A 19,190-nucleotide genomic window follows, 5' to 3' on the forward strand; every position below is an offset into this window, starting at 1 on the left:
TAAAAACCTAACAATAAATCTAGCAACGAATCTGGCAACAAGTAGCGATAACAAACGCAATACGATTTTTTTAGAGAGCATGACATCATGAATCCAGTTTTTCATTTTCATCAGGGCAGTGTGCCTTTATTGATTTCTATGCCGCATGCGGGGACAAATATCCCACCTGAGGTCAGCGCGCAATTGCAGCCGGTCGCATTTGAGAAGGCGGATACGGACTGGCATCTGCCCTTGCTGTACAACATGGTACAAGCGCTCGGAGCATCGGTGATTCATGCCGAATATTCGCGTTACGTGATTGATCTGAATCGTTCCCCTGACGATAGCAATCTGTATCCGGGACAAGATACGACGGGCTTGTGTCCGGTCGATACCTTCGACAAACAAGCTTTATATCCGGCGGGTCAGACGCCCGATACTGCTGAGGTGCAGCGCCGCATTGCACGCTACTGGCAGCCGTACCATCAGCAATTGCAGCAAGAACTGGCGCGGCTCAGAGCGCAGCATGGCATTGCTATTTTGTGGGATGCCCATTCGATTGCTTCGCAGGTACCGCGTTTCTTTGAAGGGAAATTGCCGGATCTGAATTTCGGTACCGCCGATCAGCGTTCTTGTCATATCGGTTTGCAAGATGCGCTGGCAGATTGCCTGAATCAGTCCACGTCAGCACAAGCCTACAGCCATGTATTTAATGGACGATTTAAAGGCGGCTACATCACACGGCAGTATGGCCGGCCCGATGATCATATTCATGCAGTGCAACTCGAAATGAGCCAGTGCATTTATATGGATGAGCATGCGCCTTTTGCCTACCGGCCTGATCTTGCGGCGCAGATACAACCCACGCTGAAGCAATTGCTCACCACCTGCGTTGACTGGGCTGCACAACAGGCAGGAGCGGGCGTATGAGCGGAAGCATCTTTGCCCGGAATGCCTATCTGCCTGACGGTTGGGCACAGAATGTGCGCTTGTCCTGGAATGATGCGGGTGATCTGACCGGGGTCAACGCGGATGTGCAGGCCGGGCCGTATGATGTTCAGGAAGACTATGTCGTGCCCGGTATGATTAATCTTCACTCGCATGCATTTCAGCGTGCCATGGCGGGGATGACAGAAATCGCGGGAGAGGGGCCGGATAGTTTCTGGACCTGGCGCGACCTGATGTACCGGACTGCATTGCGCATTACGCCGGAGCAGATGCAGGCGATTGCGGCGCAACTGTATGCCGAATGTCTGCGTCATGGCTATACCTCGGTATGTGAATTCCATTATCTGCATCGCGCACCTGATGGCGCTTTTTACTCAAACATGGCGGAGACGGCAGAGCGCGTGATCGCTGCGGCAAATGAGACGGGTATGGGTATCACCATGTTGCCGGTGCTGTATAGCTATGCTGATTTTGGTGAGACGGCATTGCGTGATGACCAGCGCCGTTTTTCGACCAATCCCGAACAGATTTTGCAATTGGTGCAGCAGCTTGAATCTGCGCGTAACGCTCAGGTGGAAGTTGGTGTGGCACCGCATTCTTTGCGCGCTGCCAGCACGACGCAGATACGGGAACTGGTTGCGGCCTTACCCGTCAATCGCCCGGTGCATATTCATATCGCCGAACAACAAAAAGAAGTAGATGCCTGCCTCGCATATAGCGGTAAGCGTCCGGTGCAGTTATTGCTCGATACGCAGAATCTCGATCAGCGCTGGTGCCTGGTACACGCGACGCATCTGGATAAGGCAGAATTAGCAGCAGTAGCCGCGAGCCGGGCAGTCGCGGGTATTTGCACGACCACCGAGGGAAATCTCGGAGACGGGTTTTTTGATCTGCCAGATTTTATTGCTGCCAATGGACGCTTCGGTATTGGCAGTGATAGCCATGTATCACAAAGTCCGATCGAGGAGTTGCGCTGGCTGGAGTACGGGCAGCGTTTACGTCTTCAAGGCCGCAATATCGCCAGTCAGCTTGGACAACGACGTGTCGGCGATTATTTATGGCAAGCTTGTTTGCAAGGGGGGGCGCAAGCGGCGGGTCGTCGTGTCGGGCAACTGTCATGTGGTATGCGGGCCGATTTTCTGGTGCTGGATCATCTGCATCCGAATTTGCACGGTTTGCCCGCCACGGAGGTATTGAATACCTGGATTTTTGCGGGCAACGACAATCTGGTCAGGGATGTGCGTGTTGGTGGTCGTCTGGTGGTGGAGCATGGACACCATGTGCTTCAGGAATCGATACAGGCTGCGTATCTCGATTGCATGCGCACCTTGAGATCTGTGTAGATTGTAATTTCAGATCAAATGTAGTACGGGTGAGGATTGCGTTACCGCCACCCGTACTACCAATTACGCTGCCGTATCCGGAGTTTGTGCAGGCGTCTGTTCTGATGCAGTTGATGTTGCTGTCATTGCTTGCATTGGCGGCGTTGCAGGTACATTGAATTGCGCCAGATACGTCGATTTCAGCGAGCCCGTTAAGCCCATTTGCAATAATTCAAACGGCTGTACAGATTGTGGTGCCGGTAGCAGGCGCTGCATGCTAATCGCTTGTCCCGGAGTCGCTTTGATAGAAAAGCCGCGATGAATCAAACAGGCGGCAATCCACTCTTCTAAAATCTCCAGTACATGATTACGCTTGCCTTGTGGCGATAAGAAACTGACGCCCTCAGGCTTGAGTCTCTCCCAGGAATCTTCGGGACGTAAGGCCATTTGTACCAGTTCGGTGAACGCTAATTTTTCAGGATCCATCCAGCTACCGGCAAAGCGTTGCTTGATCTGGGGTTGCATAACGGTTTCACCAAAAGTATCCCAGTCTGCCGGACTTAATTTGCTCTGATCGAACAGAAGATACCAGGCGTCCTCGGTCGCTTTTTCTCCGCCAATCAGATGCATACATTGGGACAGTGGCGGATAGCTTGGTTTTGCGCTAGGTACCAATGCGCTGACCCGTTCTGCTAATGACGGATGCGTGTCAAATTCAGAGCTCTTATGCGACTCTGCGTGCCTGATTGCGTTTTGAACCGCCGCACGTTTTACCCCGGGGCGGCAAAAGCGGCGGAAACCTTCAAAAATCGGCATCCGTGCGCCGCGATTAATAGCTGGACCGAGCTCATGATCGAGATAGGTCGACCACATTGGGTCAATCAGATGGACTTTTTCCAGCGCGCTGCGGGTTGCCGCCGTGCCGAAATATTGCGCTGCCTGCGCATCGGCGGCATATTCTTGTTCACGCGATACGCTGGCGGATAAACGCAAAAACCATTTGCCGTAATAGCGAAACAGCAGATCCAGAAAAAACAGCGAATCGTCAAGATCGGTCACTGTATTCGCAATCGACATGCGGGTTCGGTATACCCATGGACCCAGGGACAAATCACCGCCGACAAAGTGACCGAATTCATGCGCAATGACGGATCCCAGTTCTTGCTCAGACAGCGTGCCCAGTAACGGTAAGCCTAGGCCGACTTCCAGCGATTTTATTTTGCCTTGCCAGTTACGCTTGCCGCTGATGAATGCGCTGGCAGCGCCGATCAGATGGATATTCACCGGTGCCTGGATGTGCAGTTTTGTCGCGATGTGTTCAACCATGGCATACAAGTCGGCTGCGGTGTCACGTGACAAAGGTTTGACGCTGGAGGCACACTCTTTGGCACGCCGGCGCGGACGCAGTGAGTAGGCCAGACTCAGTCCGGCGATGCCCGCCACAATGCCGGTAAATTGCAGCGACGAGCGATACGATAACTGGGCGAACGGTATCCACAGCAAGCCGCAGACCAAGCCGATCGCGAGTAGCCAGAAACCTAACCACAGGGCCAGAACCAGGCTCGCACGCTGTGCGATATTGGCGCGGCCGGAAGAAATTTTTTCACTTTTTTTCATAGACTTGGATGCTGTAACGATCATTTAATCTGGGATTTGCAGGGCTTCCGTCAAACATGACCGGTTGCCTTGCAGTTCCTCGCTGGAACAAATTTTTTGTATGCCGCATTGATCTGAATCGGTTTCATTGATCTAAACAACAAACACGACATACGTTCAGATAAGCGTTCATCACACATTAGCCTGGCCATTGGTTTAATGCCGTACTGACGGTGCCATGCAGAAGATCGGTTCTTGCTGCACGTGCACGCAGAGCCGACCGTTCTGCCGCAGGTAACTGCGAATTGCGTGAACGGATCAGGTATGCCGCTGCCTGCACATCCAGGTCGATATCCGCCTCATCGAGCGATACCGCATCACCACGCATAAACTGGCGCAACAAGTCATCTTCGGATTTTGGCAGGCGTAACAAGCCCTTGATTTTATCGAGAACGATTTTGTCGTCGGTACGGACGGCTTCTCCGTACAGTAAAGTCAGCTGGTCTGTACCCAGTGAGCCGATCTGATAACGGGTGACGTCATGCGCTGCCAGCAAAGCTTTGGCCGGTGCATTGCGCAAAGCAAGCGCCAGTTTGACCGTCGGCGCCAGCGTGTTTTGCGGCAATATCGGTGCCAGTCCTGCGCGTACCCGGTAAAAATCTAAGGCGACAGAATTCTTTTCGTCACCCGGCAAAACTTTGAGATACAGCTCAGGGTCGGCACCAAAATATTTAGCGACCAGACCAAAGTCCGCGGCATGGCCAGCACGATTATTCGCGGTCTTGTCGCGTACCGCTGCATTGAGCAAATTCATGGCATCGAATCCCTTACGCTGTGCTACCAGTAAGCGTACTTCCAGATCGATTAAACGGTCTGCGTCAATGGCTGAAATCTGCCGCAGGCGAGCCATGTCGCGGATCGCATTCGGATAGTCGCCGTGGACTGCCCGGCGCCAGATCAGGCTACGCAGGATGTTCGGATCTTTTGGGAATCTTTGTGCCAGTGCCTGCATTGCGCTGATACCTTGGGCTCCGGACATTAGCGAGGCGTACAGATATTGTTCCCTTGCTGAATCCGGCTGCAGTCGGGCGCGCTCCGCATATTCTGCCAGCAAGGTATCATGCTGGCCGGCTTCGTCGCGCATGTCTTGTACCATCCGCTCATAGATTACCTGGCCGGGTTTGGCTTGCATGACGCGCTGTGCAACACGCATGCCTTCTTTGCTTGATACGGCCTCCGCAGCAAGGATCGCGGTACTCGCATAACGCATGTCCCAGTCGTGCAATTGCGCCAGCGCTTCTGCCGCTTTCGCCATGTCTTTTTCGTGTCCCTGATCAAACGCATAGCTCATGCAGGCCATCACGCCGGGCGTATCGCCGCTATGAATGATCGTCAGATGATTCACGCTGACACTGGTCTGGTGCTTGCTCATGCTGATGGTATTAGGTGGTTCTTCAAACGCATATTTGATGTTGTCCAGCTCCAGAAAATGCTTACCGCAATAGACGGTTTGCGCGCCACCCGTATCGGGACTGGCGGGCGCAGTTTTGCTGTAGACGATTGTGTTTTGGACTAAGGGAGCGGCACCGGCAATATTCCAGATCGTATAGCGCTCGCTGCTGTTGAGGGTTTCGTCCAGCGTATCGATAACACCTGAGGGACCTGCGGTGGCGACACCGTGAACCCGTCCGGCCTTAAGGTTAATCGTGGCTTTTGCCTGTGGTGCCAGGTTCATTGTCTGCCGGTCAAAACTCACGCTCACCGGGACGTCGAAACCATTCAGTATCATCAAATCCTGGGTATTCGATTCATGATAACTATGCGCTGCGCCGGATAACACTAGAACGACAGCCAGCAATGCGAGTCCGCGTGTGTATAGCCAGCCGAGAATGCCCAGAGGGGCGCGCGCATAAATTTGCCACTGACGGGTGCCGGTACTTTTCACCACATACGCCCCCAGTGGCACCAGCGGAATTGCGAACAGAATGACGAAGGCATGCAGTGCGATATAACTGTCGTCCAGGTCTTTTTCCGCCTTGCCGATAAAGCCAAATCCGACGGAATTAATACTGCCCAGCGAGGGTTTGCCTTTCAGCGGTTTAGCAAACAGGCGACGCTCGCTCGTTAGCAGGCGCAAGACATCATTGTGCTGCGGCAGGCGACGGAATAGTTTTGCCAATACCAGCGCCCGATAGACTTTAAAAGTGTCGCCGGACTCGATGGCGCGACTGATTTTGGGATCGTCAATCAGGGCGTTTAGTTCTGGAACACGTTGTAGTAATTGGGCAGGATCTGCTATCGACATGGACTTGATCGGTAATGAAGCGTTGGAAAAACCTTAAAAATACCCCTTGAACGTCACACGCGCCTCGCTTGGTCAGGGAGATCTGGTATCAGCAGTACGATGTGGAGGGGTAACGGAGTTATTGCTCATGATGCAAGCTGTAACAAAGTATCAGCAAGGTACCAACAAGCAACAATTTACACAATAGGCCAGCACCACGATTGCTGCCCAGATACGGTTTTTTGATGTTGCAAAGCGATAAGATATTTCGCCGCTGAGTGCGGCATGCCTTATTGATCTGCTCCTGGTTGCATCAGATGGGCGGGATAAATAGCCGCTATCTGCCGGATAAACCTTGCCAGTAATGCAAAGTGGTTCTATCGCTACGCCTGCCGCTACGATTTCGGTGGGGACGCGTATGGAGCTATTTCAATGATTTTGCGTATCAATATTTATGTAGATTAGTTACATTATATTGCGCTATTTCCTGTAATTTTTCGCACGTGCAGCATGGAAAGTTCGTTTCAGTCAATAGAATTTATTTGTAGTTATGCTACATTAATCTAAGGAAGTTGCTAATTTTCTTACGGATAATCCCTCCGCCATCTTCCTTGACGATCATGCTGGCCTCATCCGCGCCACGCATTTCTTCGTTCTCACTGTTGCATCCCGCAATCTGCACACCGCAAAGACGGCTGGCAGCTTACGGTGCTTTATTTGTATTTTCCACACATTGATAAAAATTTTGGAGTAGACATGAGAATCGATACAACTGCAACATCCCGCCGTCCACTAGTCAGGCGTACTTTGCTTGCCAGCGCTTTGGCAATGAGTAGCCTCAGCGCGTCTTTGCCTGTTCAGGCGGCGATTTTTAATGCTAAGGACACGTCCGTACAGATGTTCCGCTGGAAATGGAATGACATTGCCAAGGAGTGTACGAATTTTTTGGGACCGCAAGGTTACGGTGCGGTGCAAGTATCGCCCCCACATGCCTCGGCGAGCCTGGGTACTTGGTACGATGTGTATCAACCGGTGAACTTCACTTCACTGAAAAGTAATATGGGCACCGAGGCCGAGTTCCAGAGTATGGTCAATACCTGTCATACCGCTAAAGTCCGCGTCTATGCGGACGTGGTAGTGAATCACATGGCGGCCGGATCCGGTACAGCAACCGACGGATCGACTTGGAATTCGACTACGCTGCAATATCCTAATTTCAGCAGCAGCGATTTTCATCCTGCCTGCGACATCCAGGGGAGTGACTACGATAGCAATCGCAACAATGTCATCGTATGTCGCTTGGTTGGCTTGCCGGATCTGAAGACTGACGGTACCTATGTGCGTGGTCAGGTAAAAAATTATCTGAATAAATTACTCGCCATGGGGGTTGACGGTTTCCGTTTCGATGCGGCGAAGCACATGCAGCCAGCCGACGTGCAAGCCTTTGTCACCAGCGTGGCCAGCACGACCAGCTCCGGTGAGCCGGTCTGGGTAACGCAGGAAATTATTTCTGACGGCACCGTGAATCGTGGTGATTACTTCTCGGCTGGAACAATCAACGAATTCAAATTCGCCGCGGCGATGCGCGAAACCTTCCGCTCGACAAACGGTAACCAGTTGTCGCAAATTCGTACCTATATGGGGACGCCGGGCAATTGGGGTGGAACCTGGGGATTTGTCGATAGTGCCAAGGCGACTGTGTTCGTGAACAACTGGGACACCGAGCGCAACGGCGACTCGATGAATGCCAGCAATTTTACTGGCGTGACCAACGATACGCAGGGAACGAAGCGCTATGATCTGGCGAATATTTTCATGCTTGCCTGGCCTTATGGACATGCTCAGGTTCACTCTGGTTTCCGCTTCAGTAATAAAGACCAGAACGCGCCATCTGCCAGCCCCTACGGTGCAAGCGGCAATCCTAAGATCAACGTCGACTGGGACTTTATCCATCGCTGGTCTGACATCGCGAATATGGTTGCATTCCGTACTGCGACTTCCGGGCAAGGGGTTGGTAATTTCACTAATGGCACGATCAACCAGATCGCGTTCAGCCGCGGTGCTAACGGATTTGTCGCGATAAATAATGAGGCCTCTGCATGGAATCCGTCGCTGCAAACAGGCTTGCCAGCAGGGACTTATTGCAATGTCGTGCACGGTCAGCTGAATGCCGCGAAAACAGCGTGTACCAGCGATAGTGTAACGGTTGGCAGCAACGGTATTGCGGCACTGAGTATTGCCGCCAACGGCGGAGCAACTGTACCTGCGGTGGCTTTGCACATCAACCAGAAAGTCACCGGAAGTGGGACTGGCGGTGGTAGCGGTGGTGGCACGGCGTGCACGACGGTGGATGTCAAATTCCGCGTAGCGAATGCGAATACGGTAGTCGGTCAAAATGTGTATGTCGTCGGCAACCGCAATGAGCTCAACAACTGGACGCCGGTTACCAGCATGACGATAGAGGGCAGCGGCGCTAACGTTCCTTGGTCACGCACCGTACAGTTGCCGCCGTCGACCGCCATACAATATAAGTTCGTGAAGCATGGCGCTGTCGCTGATGTATGGGAAAGCAATCAGACCACAAACAGCGGCAATCGTGAGGCCGTAACCCCTGCCTGCGGTGCAGCGACGCTGGTGCTGGACGCCGGTAATTTTAAATTCTAAGTAGCAGATTATTTCAGATTATTTCCAGTTTACAGTCACTGCCTTAATGCATGCCAAGTTTGGATTTAAGGTCGTGACTGTTTTTTTCTCAGGCTTACCTGCGCTTCAATCGCCTGGCATTGTGGCCCGGAGAACTGGGTCTCCAGCGCATCCAGAAATACACGGGTTCTGGCCGGCATCAGGCGACGCCCGGGGAACACGGCAGACACCGTGACCGAGGGTAAGGTCCAGTCTCCTAATACCTGTACCAGCTCACCGGTTTTGACAAGTTGTTCTGCAAAATAATCCGATAGCATCGTAATGCCCACACCTGAGCGTGCCAGACGGATTAAGGTCTCTGGCGAGTTAGCTGTGGCACGAGCCGGTGGCGAACCACGCCAGTTTTCTTCTCCACGGCTCAGCGACCAGATTTCCGGCTCGCCGGTGCGCGTCAGAATACGCAGACTATCGTGCTCCATCAGTGCTTCTGGTTCGTAGGGCGTACCGCGTTTTTGCAGGTAAGCTGGCGCCGCATACAGGCCGACCGTAAATACGGCGAGTCGTCGCGCTGCCAGCGTTGCATCATCTGTCAGTTCACCTACCCGTATCGCCAGATCAAAATTCTCACCGATCAGATCAACGCGTCGTGCCGACAGATCAAGCTCTAAAGAAATCGCCGGATACCGGCCGACAAATTCCGCCAGTAAGTTTGCCAGTACATCATTCGCAAAATCATTCGGCATAGAGATGCGCAAGCGACCGCTGGGCTGAATTTGCCGGTGCTGCGCCAGAGCCATGGCTGATTCGACTTCGGCGGTAACCTGATGCGCATGTAATAACACCGCATGACCAAAATCTGTCACGCTGAGTTTGCGTGTTGTCCGCAAGAGCAGGCGCTCACCTAACTGAGATTCCAGCTCGGTAATCCGGCGCGATAAGGTCGATTTCGGCAAGCCCAGCCGCTCCGCCGCACGGCTAAAACTGCCCTCATCCACGACGCGGGCGAACAGCAATAAATCATTGGCTTCAAGTTGCATGGGCTCTCCAAAGTACGTAGATATCGACGCTATTGTGCCATCAGTGGGACAATCATATCCATTTTATGGTCTTCTGCTTTGATCTCGGAACGTATAAAGTGAATCCATCGCATCACCGCGACTAAATCACCGAACGAACATACTGACAAACGAACTCAGCGTATTCACCGAAAAGGATCACATCATGAACATCTTGCAAATAAACTCCAGCGTCCGCGCTTCTGCTTCCCACTCCAGCAATCTGGCGAATTCGGTCGTTGAGCGCTTGCGTGCTGCTGCGCCTGACGCCGTACTGACTGTGCGTGATCTTGGCAGCAACCCGCATCCGACATTGGACGGTGCTGCACTAGGCGCCTTGTTTACACCGGCTGATCAACGGACAGCGGAGCAAGCTGCCCGCGTTGCGCTGGATGATGCACTGATTGCCGAAATACAGGCTGCCGATACCATTGTCCTCGCCGTACCCATGTACAACTTTGGCGTATCCGCCCAATTGAAGAACTGGATCGATGCCATTTCTCGTGCACAGGTTACGTTTCGCTACACAGCAAACGGCCCTGAAGGCATGCTGACGGGTAAAAAAGTAATTGTGGTGTTAACCCGTGGCGGCTTGTATCGCAACACGCCGAATGATACGCAAACACCGTATTTAAAAACCTTCCTCGGCTTTTTGGGCATGAGCGATGTACAGTTCATTTTTGCCGAAGGTCTGGCGATGGGGCCAGATGCGGAGCAGGCAGCACTGACATCTGCCCGTGAACAGATTGCAGAAATTGACTTAGCCGTAGCGGCATAAATCAGCCTGGCGCGACGTCAGAGGCGGCACTCATCATCAAACGTCGCGCCGACCACATACAAAGGACATCATCATGACATCAGCAACAATCGATACAGTAACAAGTAACACACTACAGCCAGAGATCGTGACGCAGGCGCGTGCGGTCGAGCAATTAGTGTTGGGACAAGCGACATCGGATGGTGATGGTGTCAAGCTGACTCGCGTATTGACACAAGGTTTGCAATACCGGCTGGACCCCTACCTGATGTTAGATGCCTTTGGTACCGATGATCCTCAGGACTATATCGGCGGCTTTCCTGATCATCCGCATCGCGGCTTCGAGACCATCACTTACATGCTGACAGGTCTCATGCGTCATCATGACAGTGCCGGTAACGAAGGCCTGCTGCAAAACGGTGGTGTGCAATGGATGACCGCAGGTCGCGGCGTGATCCATTCTGAATTGCCTGAGCAGGAAGATGGCCGCATGGAAGGATTTCAGCTTTGGCTCAACCTGAGTGCAAAAGACAAGATGATCGCACCCTGGTACAAAGATATTCAGAGTGACAGTATTCCGCAATTCATCACACCTGACGGCGCGACAGTCAGGGTGATTGCCGGTGCCAGTCATGGCGTCAAGGGGGCGATGCAGCGCGATATCACTGAGCCGCTGTATCTGGATTTACATCTGGAAGATGGCGCAGTATTTTCGCAGGCAATGGCGGCCAGTATGAACGCTTTTGTCTATGTGTATCGCGGCGAATTGCAGATTGGTGAAAAGGCCGTGCCACAGCAACGTATGGCAATTTTGCGTAATGAAGCTCATAGCGATGGTGTGATTTTGCGCGCAAATGGAGCTAGCCGTGCTTTACTGATTGCCGGCCAGCCCTTAAAAGAAACCATCGTCCAGTACGGGCCGTTTGTGATGAATAGCCAGGCGGAGATTTTTCAGGCGATCAATGATTTCAGGGCAGGGAAACTGGCTGCTTAATTTGATTGCTTGATCTGATTACATAATCTGACTGCGTAATCTAATTGTGTAATCTAATTACTGTCAGCTAAAGAAATTTCTATCCATTTTTTTGAAAGTAATAAAAATATGAACACATTACATCGTTTTGGCCCCTTGCTTGGACGTATCCTGATCGCCCTGATTTTTGTTGCATCAGGTGCTGGCAAGATCGCCGGTTTCGACGGGACAGTGGCTTATATCGCTAGCAAAGGTCTGCCTCTGCCACAACTGGCAGCGATCGCTGCCATTATTGTTGAACTGGGTGGCGGTATCGCCGTGATCGTAGGATGGAAGGCGCGTTGGTCCGCTGCTGCGATGCTGGTATTTACGGCATCTGCTGCGGTAATTTTCCATAATTTCTGGGGTGTGCCGGCAGACCAGGCACAGAATCAAATGATTCACTTCATGAAAAATATCTCGATGATGGGCGGACTCTTATTTATCATCATCCACGGCAGCGGTGCGTTGAGTCTGGATGGTAGTGGCAAAAAATAAGACGATCAATCTTAGTAAGTAAGAAATAAAAATCCCTTGAAGAGCATTGGCTGTTCAAGGGATTTTTGCTTTATTGGACAGAACGGCTTATTGTTTGATTTTCTTCCGCCATCAGAGTCAACAGCATGCCCATTACCTACCGAGAAGCCACCGTCGACGACATCCCTGTCATTATGGAAATTCGCTTCGCTGTCAAAGAAAATGTCTTGTCTAATCCAAGCGCCGTTACGCCAGCGATGTGTATTGATTATCTGGATAAACTGGGACGTGGCTGGGTAGCAGAGATCGATCAGCAGGTAGTTGGATTTTCTTACGCCGCGTCTGAGGATAATTCCATTTGGGCGCTATTTGTTTTACCTGAATTTGAAGGCCGGGGTATCGGTAAGAACTTACTCACGCTTGCTACCGGCTGGTTATTTCAGCGTGGTGCAGATCACATCAAATTAGGTACGCAACCAAATACCCGCGCAGATCGCTTTTATGGATTACAAGCTTGGGTACGCGGTGAAATGAAAAATCACAGTGAAGTCAATTACACGCTCAACAGACCAGTAATATTTCTTGAGTGATTAATTATCCTAATCGTCCTAATCGCTTCAATCGACTTAGATATTCCGGAGTGTTTATGAACCTGAAAGAACGGGCAATTCATTTTCTGACTCTGGCGGCAACTGGTGATGTACATCAAGCGTATGCGCTATATGTCAGCGATCAGCTGATTCACCATAATCCCGTCTTTCCTGCAGGTGCTACGGCATTGATGGATGCAATGGTTCAGAATTCGGTAAGCCATCCACATAAGACAGTTGAGGTGCAGAGAGCGCTGCAGGATGGGGATCTGGTCGCTGTTCATTCAAAAATTAAAATGCATGACCTACACTCCGGGGTTGCGGTTATGCATCTATTCAGATTTGCAGATCAGCGTATTGTCGAGCTATGGGATATAGGGCAAGCCGTACCCGAGACGTCGCCGAACCTACATGGTATGTTTTGACCTCTTCTTCCGATATCAAACTTAAACAATGTTATGACTGAACGTACGATGAAAACCTATCAGGGCAGCTGTCACTGCGGCGCAGTGCGCTTTGAAATCACCACAGATTTTCCGGAGTTAACCCAGTGCGATTGCTCTATCTGCCGCAAGAAAAATGCACTCATGGTGAAAGTGCATGAGAGCCAGTTCACGCTACTTGCAGGTGAAGACTATCTGACTGAATATCAGTTTCACACCAAGACGGCACGACACTTTTTTTGTAAAACCTGCGGTATTTATCCCTTCCACCGCAAGCGCGTCACGCCTGACAATCTGGGCATCAATGTGTTTTGTCTTGACGGCTTTGATCCAGACGCGATACCGGTACGCAGGGCTAAGGGTGCGGCGATGCTTTGATAACTCAGCCTTGGTAATCGTTTGGATAAGCTGATGAGATGAACTACTACAATACATTTATTGCTGTCGCCACGGATACCAAAGCATCTCATGGAATGCTGCCACCAGTCAGTTCCGGAAAAAAATCGATTGCGGTTCTGGAATATGAATTGGTTTTCTCTCAACCATATCTGCTCACCCAAGAAGACGTACAGTTTGCTGTGTACGTGCAAAGGCATGGTCTGGCAGATGAGGTGCTCAAAGAAAAACGCGGGCAACTCTGGCAAGATTTTTTTGCCAAACCGATGGCATGTATGCGCACCTCTCCGCTTGCTAAGAGCTATGGTTGGGGTTTGCATTTCAATCCGGCAGGTAAGCTGGCGCTGGTGCCTGTGGAAAGTGCGGAGTATCAAAAACTTATCGCCGATCAGTCGATAATGCAGACGCGTGCGATGCGTAGTAAGCGTGAATAATACTTACGAATAAATAGTTGAACTAAGGTGGAAACGCTGAATGAACACAGAGTTACGCAGAAAAATTATTGCGATATGTGAAGCAAAAATTGCAGCCAAAGGAGCTCATGTCGGATTGTCTTTTTACGCTTTTTTTGCGAATAAAAACGATAATCCGGCTTTGTTAATGGAGGTTGCCGAGTGGTGGATCAAGACGCATCAGCTTGATCATTTTGAGAAAGCAATCAAAATCAAGCAGATGGTCGAGATGATGAAATAATCGCCTGATGATAAAAAAAACGGCACATACGGGCCGTCTTTTTATAGATCGATCAATGAGTTCTGATTGTTTTATGCTTTACGCGCACGCAGTTTTTCTGCGGCCTCGCGTATCATCGTTTCGGTAGTCGCCCAGTCTACGCAGGCATCGGTGACCGAGCAGCCGTATTTGAGTTGCGACAGATCGTCGGGGATCGCCTGATTGCCCGCCACGATATTTGATTCAATCATCACACCGACCAGCGCTTTGTTACCGTTCACTACCTGATTGATGACGTCGGCCATGACCAGTGGTTGCAGCTCCGGCTTTTTGTAGCTGTTTGCATGTGAGCAGTCGACGACCACGTTCGCAGGTAGTTTTGCTTTGGTCAGAGCTTGTTCGGCCATAGCGACCGAGACCGTATCGTAGTTCGGCCTACCATCGCCGCCGCGCAGGACAACATGGCCATGCGGATTGCCGCTGGTGCGTACGATGGAGACACGACCCTGACCGTTCAGGCCAAGGAACGAGTGGGGATGCGATGCAGATAAAATCGCATTAATCGCGATACTGATATCGCCATCGGTTCCATTCTTAAAACCGACCGGGGTTGATAAACCGGATGACATTTCTCGGTGGGTTTGTGATTCCGTAGTTCGTGCGCCGATGGCGGTCCAGGCAATCAGGTCACCCAGATATTGCGGAGAGATTGGGTCCAATGCTTCGGTGCCGGTTGGTAAACCAAGTTCGCAGACATCGAGTAAAAATTGACGCGCTTTTTCCATGCCCTGATCAACGCGGAAAGAGTCATCCATGTAGGGATCATTGATGTAGCCTTTCCAGCCTGTCGTTGTACGTGGTTTTTCAAAATACACACGCATCACCAGCAGTAACTGGTCTTTCACTTCATCTTGTAAAGCTTTCAGGCGACGGGCGTAATCGAGTCCAGCGACCGGATCGTGGATGGAACAGGGCCCAACAACGACGAACAGACGCGGATCTTTACGCTCCAGAATGTTGCGCAATTGCTCGCGACCTTCATTCACGACGCTGGCGGCGAGTTCTGTCAGGGGCAGACGGGCATGCAGATCCTCCGGTGTCGGCATCGCATCAAAGGAGGTAACGTTAATATTTTCTAAATCTTGGCTGTTCATAGGTGTCAATGGGGAAATAAATAAGCAATGGTTAGCCCTATTATCGCCCATGTTTTGTGCAAGGCACAAATTGCCTCAGTATGATCCCGTCAGATGTGGTGTCCGGTGCACGGGTTTCAGGCAATTCTTTGAGGAGGGTCCTCATGCGTCAGCCCTAAGACTCTGTTATCTCCCAAGATTATCACGGTCGTAAATCAGAGACGCACTGAAAAATAGACTTGGCAGATCCATGTGTGATGGAATGTGATACCACCTAGCGTTGTAGGACCTGCAATAGGAAAAAATGGCTGCAAACGCAGGTTGAAGGCTATATTATCGACTACTCGTAAAGACGAATAGCGGAGAAATATATCGTGAAATACATGGTGAAATATGTCCGCGACTATTTCACCCAATCCCTGTAAGTCTGACCGATCAATCACTGGAACTGAGCACATGATGACAAAACCTGGACGCTTGCCTGCTATTGATGTATTGCGCGGTTTGGTAATCGCTTTGATGGCGCTTGATCATGTGCGCGACTTCTTTGCGCCGACACCGTTTAATCCTCTGGATCTGACGCAGACCTCGGTCGGCTGGTTTTTTACCCGCTGGATTACGCATTTATGCGCGCCGACCTTTGTCCTGCTGGCAGGGGTATCCGGATTTTTACGGGCACAAAAATTTGATCGGCCAGCGATGGCGCGTTATCTTTTGAACCGCGGGGCGATGCTGGTTGTGCTGGAGCTGACATGGATTAATTTCAGCTGGCAATTTGGATTCGAGAGCATCATGTTGCAAGTGATCTGGGTTCTCGGTGTCGGGATGATGAGTCTCGCTGGCCTGATTTTTTTGCCGCGGCCCTTGATTCTGCTGGTCGCCGCTGCTTTGCTGTTACCGCATAATTTACTCGATCAGTTTCATCATCCTGATCCGAGTTTGTGGATGAAGCTGTGGCACCAGGGCGGATGGATACCGTTGGGCGAACATTTTGGTATCTTTGTTCTTTATCCTCTGATGCCATGGATAGGTTTGATGGCTGCGGGTTATGGCATAGGCCCTTTGTTTTTGAAATCGCCTGCCGAACGTCAGCGTGGCTTATGGGTTGCCGCCATCGGCTTATTGTTGCTGTTCGTTGCTCTGCGCAGCGGCAACTGGTACGGCGATCCCGAGCCATGGACGATGCAGGCGGATGGCTGGGTGCTGAGCCTGATGTCTTTTTTAAAGGTGCAAAAATATCCACCGTCAGTGCTATATCTTTGTGTGACTTTGAGCATCAGTTTTGCGCTGCTGGCCTTCATGGATCGGCGAGTCAAAGGGGAAGTGCCTGTTCTGTCTTTATTCGGTAGCCATCCGCTGTTTTTTTATTGCGTGCATGTGGCATTGATACATGCTCTGGGCTGGATCACGATGCAGACTTTGTATGGCGGACAGGTTCAGTTTGAGGCCGGCAAGCAGATTGTCCCTAACGGTTACCATGCCTCGCTGCTGATGTGCTACGCGGCCTGGTTTGTTGTCCTGGTGTTGATGTATGGGATTACGCACCGCTGGGCGATCTGGCGTCGTCAGCCAGGTTAATCCTGCTGCCAGCGACTACGCTTTCCAGGTTCTTTGTAAGCCGGTATCCGTGTGAATCCAGCCGCCTTTTGCGCTGGGACGGTAGTAGAAGCCGACGCCGCCCTGACGGAAACTGCGTATCAATTCTCCCAGCGCCTCTTCATGCAATTTGGCGATACGGATATCGGCGGCCCGGCCTTCCAGATGAAGGGATTTTCTTGCGGCCGGTATGCCTTCCTCGATCAGGCGCTGATTGGATTCCGGGGTGCGATATCCTGACAAGACTTCGAGCGGATTTGTCATCCCAAAGCGGGCGATAAAAGCCTGAGTTGCCCACAAGGTTTCAATTAATTTGGGATCAATAGGCGCGGTTTTTTTGCCATTCACGTCACGCAGGATATGGCAGAGTTGTTCATACGCAGATGACTGAACCTCGCCATCTTTCCAGTACAGCAGTTTGGTACGCTCACCGCTAGCTGGTCGGATCAGGTCAATTGTCCGTGGCTTGACCCAAAATTCAATGTCCAGCGCCTGCGAGTCAAACAGATCTGGCGGCGGTTCCATTTCATGCGACTTTTCCTTCGGTTTGTCCTCTGCTAATCCAATCAGCGGGCGGGTGCCGATCATCACACCGGCAGCGGTCAGCATAAGGGTTTTTTTTAATAGGTTACGTCGGGATTGCATAGAGTTTTTATATGAATATGGACCGGGAATAACACGCAGTGAGCAATATGCTACGAGTGTCAACGAGTTATGGGACTAGATAAGTTTTTTATTTAATATTTTATCGACCTTACTACAACGCAGCCGGAACGCGTCTGGCATTCCTGAACCGAGTAAAGGGCGTAAATACAGCCGGAACGCATCAGTCACATCAGTCCCCTCCGGCGTAATGAATTCATCGTCCATGACCCGTGTTTTACCTGCGACGGCCTCCAGCGGGAGCAGCTCATAATCAACGGAATAAAAGCCAGTACGTTTGATCGCGACAGAGCCGTCACGCTGACCCCACATCGCAAACTGCACAGCTTTTTCTCCTACTTCGCGGGCTTCACGCTGATCAACATCCGAGACGCAGCCGATAAACGAGCGTTGCAGATAGCCAAAAGTGTCACCACGGACGCGTTTGATATTCAATTTGGATTTGATTTCTTCGCAGAGCAAATCTGCCAGTGCGCCTGTGCCGGATAACTGCACGTTGCCATGCGCATCATGCTCCAGTTCTTTAGCGAGCAGACTTAATATCGGTGTACCTGAGGTATCGTGAATGCCTTCTGAGACGGCAACTACACAGCGACCGTGATGAGCATAAGTGTGTTTGACGTCGGATAAGAATTTGTCGATGCTGAAGTCACGCTCTGGCAAATAAATCAAATGTGGACCGTCGTCCGGGAATTTTTTCCCCAACGCCGAGGCGGCAGTTAAGAAGCCCGCGTGCCGTCCCATGACTACACCGACATACACACCGGGCAGCGCCGCATTATCCAGATTCGCGCCGGCAAATGCCTGCGCGACAAAGCGCGCCGCTGAAGGGAAGCCAGGAGTATGGTCATTGCCAACCAGATCGTTATCAATTGTCTTGGGAATATGGATGCAGCGCAGCGGATAACCTGCTTTTTGCGCTTCGAGGCTGACGATGCGCACCGTATCGGAAGAGTCATTGCCACCGATATAAAAGAAGTGCTCGATCTCATGTGCCTGCAAGACTTTAAAAATTTTCTGGCAGTACTCTGCATCCGGTTTATCTCGGGTAGAGCCCAAGGCAGAGGACGGCGTACCGGCAACCAGTTCCAGATTATGGCTCGTCTCCTGGGTCAGATCGATAAAGTCCTCATCGATAATCCCGCGCACACCGTGAAGTGCACCGTAGATGCGCTCGACCTGCTTGAAGCGCCGGGCTTCCAGCACAACACCGACCAGCGATTGGTTAATGACCGCAGTCGGGCCGCCGCCCTGTGCCACCAGAATCTTGCCTGACGCCATGAGATACCTCTTCGCTAGTTGTGTTTATTGTAAATATACTTATTAATCTTGCCACTAGGGCTGGGTGGAGGCAAGGGGTTTTGTCTTTGCTTGAATTACGTTCGTTCAGACATTATCGATACTTCAATATGAGACAGCCATTAGTATCTCGACATAGCTATCCTCTGGAAGGATAATTTTGAAGTCCTTCCTCAGAATTTCTCGGTATTCAAACTCACTGGACTTCCCCTAATTCAGTAGACATTTAATAATGTCAAAAACTGAGAAGGAAGTACATCATGAGAAAGAGTCGATTCACTGAAGAATTCAAAGCAGAAGCGATTAAACAAGTCACTGAACGTGG

At 51.2% G+C, this 19,190-nt stretch carries 18 protein-coding genes; 12 read left to right on the forward strand and 6 right to left on the reverse strand.

The window, feature by feature from the left end; translation table 11 throughout:
* Nucleotides 1-87 precede the first annotated feature (87 nt).
* Complete coding sequence (gene hutG / locus ACO0LE_RS18345; protein WP_422961778.1) at nucleotides 88-909, forward strand: N-formylglutamate deformylase; 822 nt, start codon at nucleotides 88-90, stop codon at nucleotides 907-909.
* Complete coding sequence (locus ACO0LE_RS18350) at nucleotides 906-2,270, forward strand: formimidoylglutamate deiminase (RefSeq protein WP_422961779.1); 1,365 nt, start codon at nucleotides 906-908, stop codon at nucleotides 2,268-2,270. Before hutG ends, ACO0LE_RS18350 begins: the two co-directional genes overlap by 4 nt.
* Before the next feature lie 63 nt (nucleotides 2,271-2,333).
* On the opposite strand, the gene ACO0LE_RS18355 is transcribed toward ACO0LE_RS18350, so the two are convergent.
* Entirely contained in the window at nucleotides 2,334-3,866 is a 1,533-nt protein-coding gene (locus tag ACO0LE_RS18355) for a M48 family metalloprotease (RefSeq protein ID WP_422961780.1), read from the reverse strand.
* A 178-nt stretch (nucleotides 3,867-4,044) separates the two neighbouring features.
* Nucleotides 4,045-6,150, reverse strand: a complete 2,106-nt coding sequence (locus tag ACO0LE_RS18360; RefSeq protein ID WP_422961781.1) for a hypothetical protein — start codon at nucleotides 6,148-6,150, stop codon at nucleotides 4,045-4,047.
* A gap of 735 nt (nucleotides 6,151-6,885) precedes the next feature.
* Between ACO0LE_RS18360 and ACO0LE_RS18365 the strand changes: the two genes are divergently transcribed.
* Entirely contained in the window at nucleotides 6,886-8,793 is a 1,908-nt protein-coding gene (locus ACO0LE_RS18365; protein ID WP_422961782.1) for an alpha-amylase family glycosyl hydrolase, read from the forward strand.
* Nucleotides 8,794-8,858: 65 nt separating this feature from the next.
* Here ACO0LE_RS18365 and ACO0LE_RS18370 read toward each other — a convergent pair whose 3' ends face one another.
* A complete protein-coding gene (locus tag ACO0LE_RS18370) occupies nucleotides 8,859-9,809 on the reverse strand; it encodes a LysR family transcriptional regulator (protein ID WP_422961783.1) in 951 nt (316 codons plus the stop codon).
* 184 nt (nucleotides 9,810-9,993) lie between these two features.
* Between ACO0LE_RS18370 and ACO0LE_RS18375 the strand changes: the two genes are divergently transcribed.
* From ACO0LE_RS18375 to ACO0LE_RS18410, 8 genes are all read left to right on the forward strand, one after another.
* Complete coding sequence (locus tag ACO0LE_RS18375) at nucleotides 9,994-10,605, forward strand: FMN-dependent NADH-azoreductase (protein ID WP_422961784.1); 612 nt, start codon at nucleotides 9,994-9,996, stop codon at nucleotides 10,603-10,605.
* 73 nt (nucleotides 10,606-10,678) lie between these two features.
* A complete protein-coding gene (locus ACO0LE_RS18380; protein WP_422961785.1) occupies nucleotides 10,679-11,578 on the forward strand; it encodes a pirin family protein in 900 nt (299 codons plus the stop codon).
* A gap of 108 nt (nucleotides 11,579-11,686) precedes the next feature.
* Nucleotides 11,687-12,094 carry a DoxX family protein gene (locus ACO0LE_RS18385; protein WP_422961786.1) on the forward strand — a complete coding sequence of 136 codons (408 nt, stop codon included), beginning with the start codon at nucleotides 11,687-11,689 and terminating at the stop codon, nucleotides 12,092-12,094.
* Between the two features lie 125 nt (nucleotides 12,095-12,219).
* Entirely contained in the window at nucleotides 12,220-12,663 is a 444-nt protein-coding gene (locus ACO0LE_RS18390) for a GNAT family N-acetyltransferase (protein WP_422961787.1), read from the forward strand.
* A 56-nt stretch (nucleotides 12,664-12,719) separates the two neighbouring features.
* A complete protein-coding gene (locus ACO0LE_RS18395) occupies nucleotides 12,720-13,088 on the forward strand; it encodes a nuclear transport factor 2 family protein (RefSeq protein ID WP_422961788.1) in 369 nt (122 codons plus the stop codon).
* 33 nt (nucleotides 13,089-13,121) lie between these two features.
* Nucleotides 13,122-13,484, forward strand: a complete 363-nt coding sequence (locus ACO0LE_RS18400; RefSeq protein ID WP_422961789.1) for a GFA family protein — start codon at nucleotides 13,122-13,124, stop codon at nucleotides 13,482-13,484.
* 38 nt (nucleotides 13,485-13,522) lie between these two features.
* Complete coding sequence (locus ACO0LE_RS18405) at nucleotides 13,523-13,936, forward strand: DUF6157 family protein (RefSeq protein ID WP_422961790.1); 414 nt, start codon at nucleotides 13,523-13,525, stop codon at nucleotides 13,934-13,936.
* 40 nt (nucleotides 13,937-13,976) lie between these two features.
* Nucleotides 13,977-14,195 carry a DUF6500 family protein gene (locus ACO0LE_RS18410; RefSeq protein ID WP_422961791.1) on the forward strand — a complete coding sequence of 73 codons (219 nt, stop codon included), beginning with the start codon at nucleotides 13,977-13,979 and terminating at the stop codon, nucleotides 14,193-14,195.
* A gap of 71 nt (nucleotides 14,196-14,266) precedes the next feature.
* On the opposite strand, the gene ACO0LE_RS18415 is transcribed toward ACO0LE_RS18410, so the two are convergent.
* Nucleotides 14,267-15,328, reverse strand: coding sequence for a 3-deoxy-7-phosphoheptulonate synthase (locus tag ACO0LE_RS18415; protein ID WP_422961792.1), 1,062 nt, complete (start codon nucleotides 15,326-15,328; stop codon nucleotides 14,267-14,269).
* A gap of 438 nt (nucleotides 15,329-15,766) precedes the next feature.
* Here ACO0LE_RS18415 and ACO0LE_RS18420 point away from each other — a divergent pair, with 438 nt between their 5' ends.
* The gene (locus tag ACO0LE_RS18420) at nucleotides 15,767-16,885 is read left to right on the forward strand and encodes a DUF1624 domain-containing protein (protein ID WP_422961793.1); all 1,119 of its coding nucleotides are present in this window, start codon (nucleotides 15,767-15,769) and stop codon (nucleotides 16,883-16,885) included.
* Between the two features lie 15 nt (nucleotides 16,886-16,900).
* On the opposite strand, the gene ACO0LE_RS18425 is transcribed toward ACO0LE_RS18420, so the two are convergent.
* Both ACO0LE_RS18425 and ACO0LE_RS18430 read right to left on the reverse strand, forming a co-directional pair.
* Nucleotides 16,901-17,428: a YcbK family protein gene (locus ACO0LE_RS18425; RefSeq protein WP_422961796.1), complete on the reverse strand. Its 528-nt coding sequence runs from the start codon at nucleotides 17,426-17,428 to the stop codon at nucleotides 16,901-16,903.
* A 195-nt stretch (nucleotides 17,429-17,623) separates the two neighbouring features.
* A complete protein-coding gene (locus ACO0LE_RS18430; RefSeq protein WP_422961794.1) occupies nucleotides 17,624-18,847 on the reverse strand; it encodes a 6-phosphofructokinase in 1,224 nt (407 codons plus the stop codon).
* Between the last annotated feature and the right edge of the window lie 343 nt (nucleotides 18,848-19,190).

Origin of the sequence: Undibacterium sp. Xuan67W (genome assembly GCF_049340165.1) — a bacterium.
Lineage (GTDB): Bacteria > Pseudomonadota > Gammaproteobacteria > Burkholderiales > Burkholderiaceae_D > Undibacterium.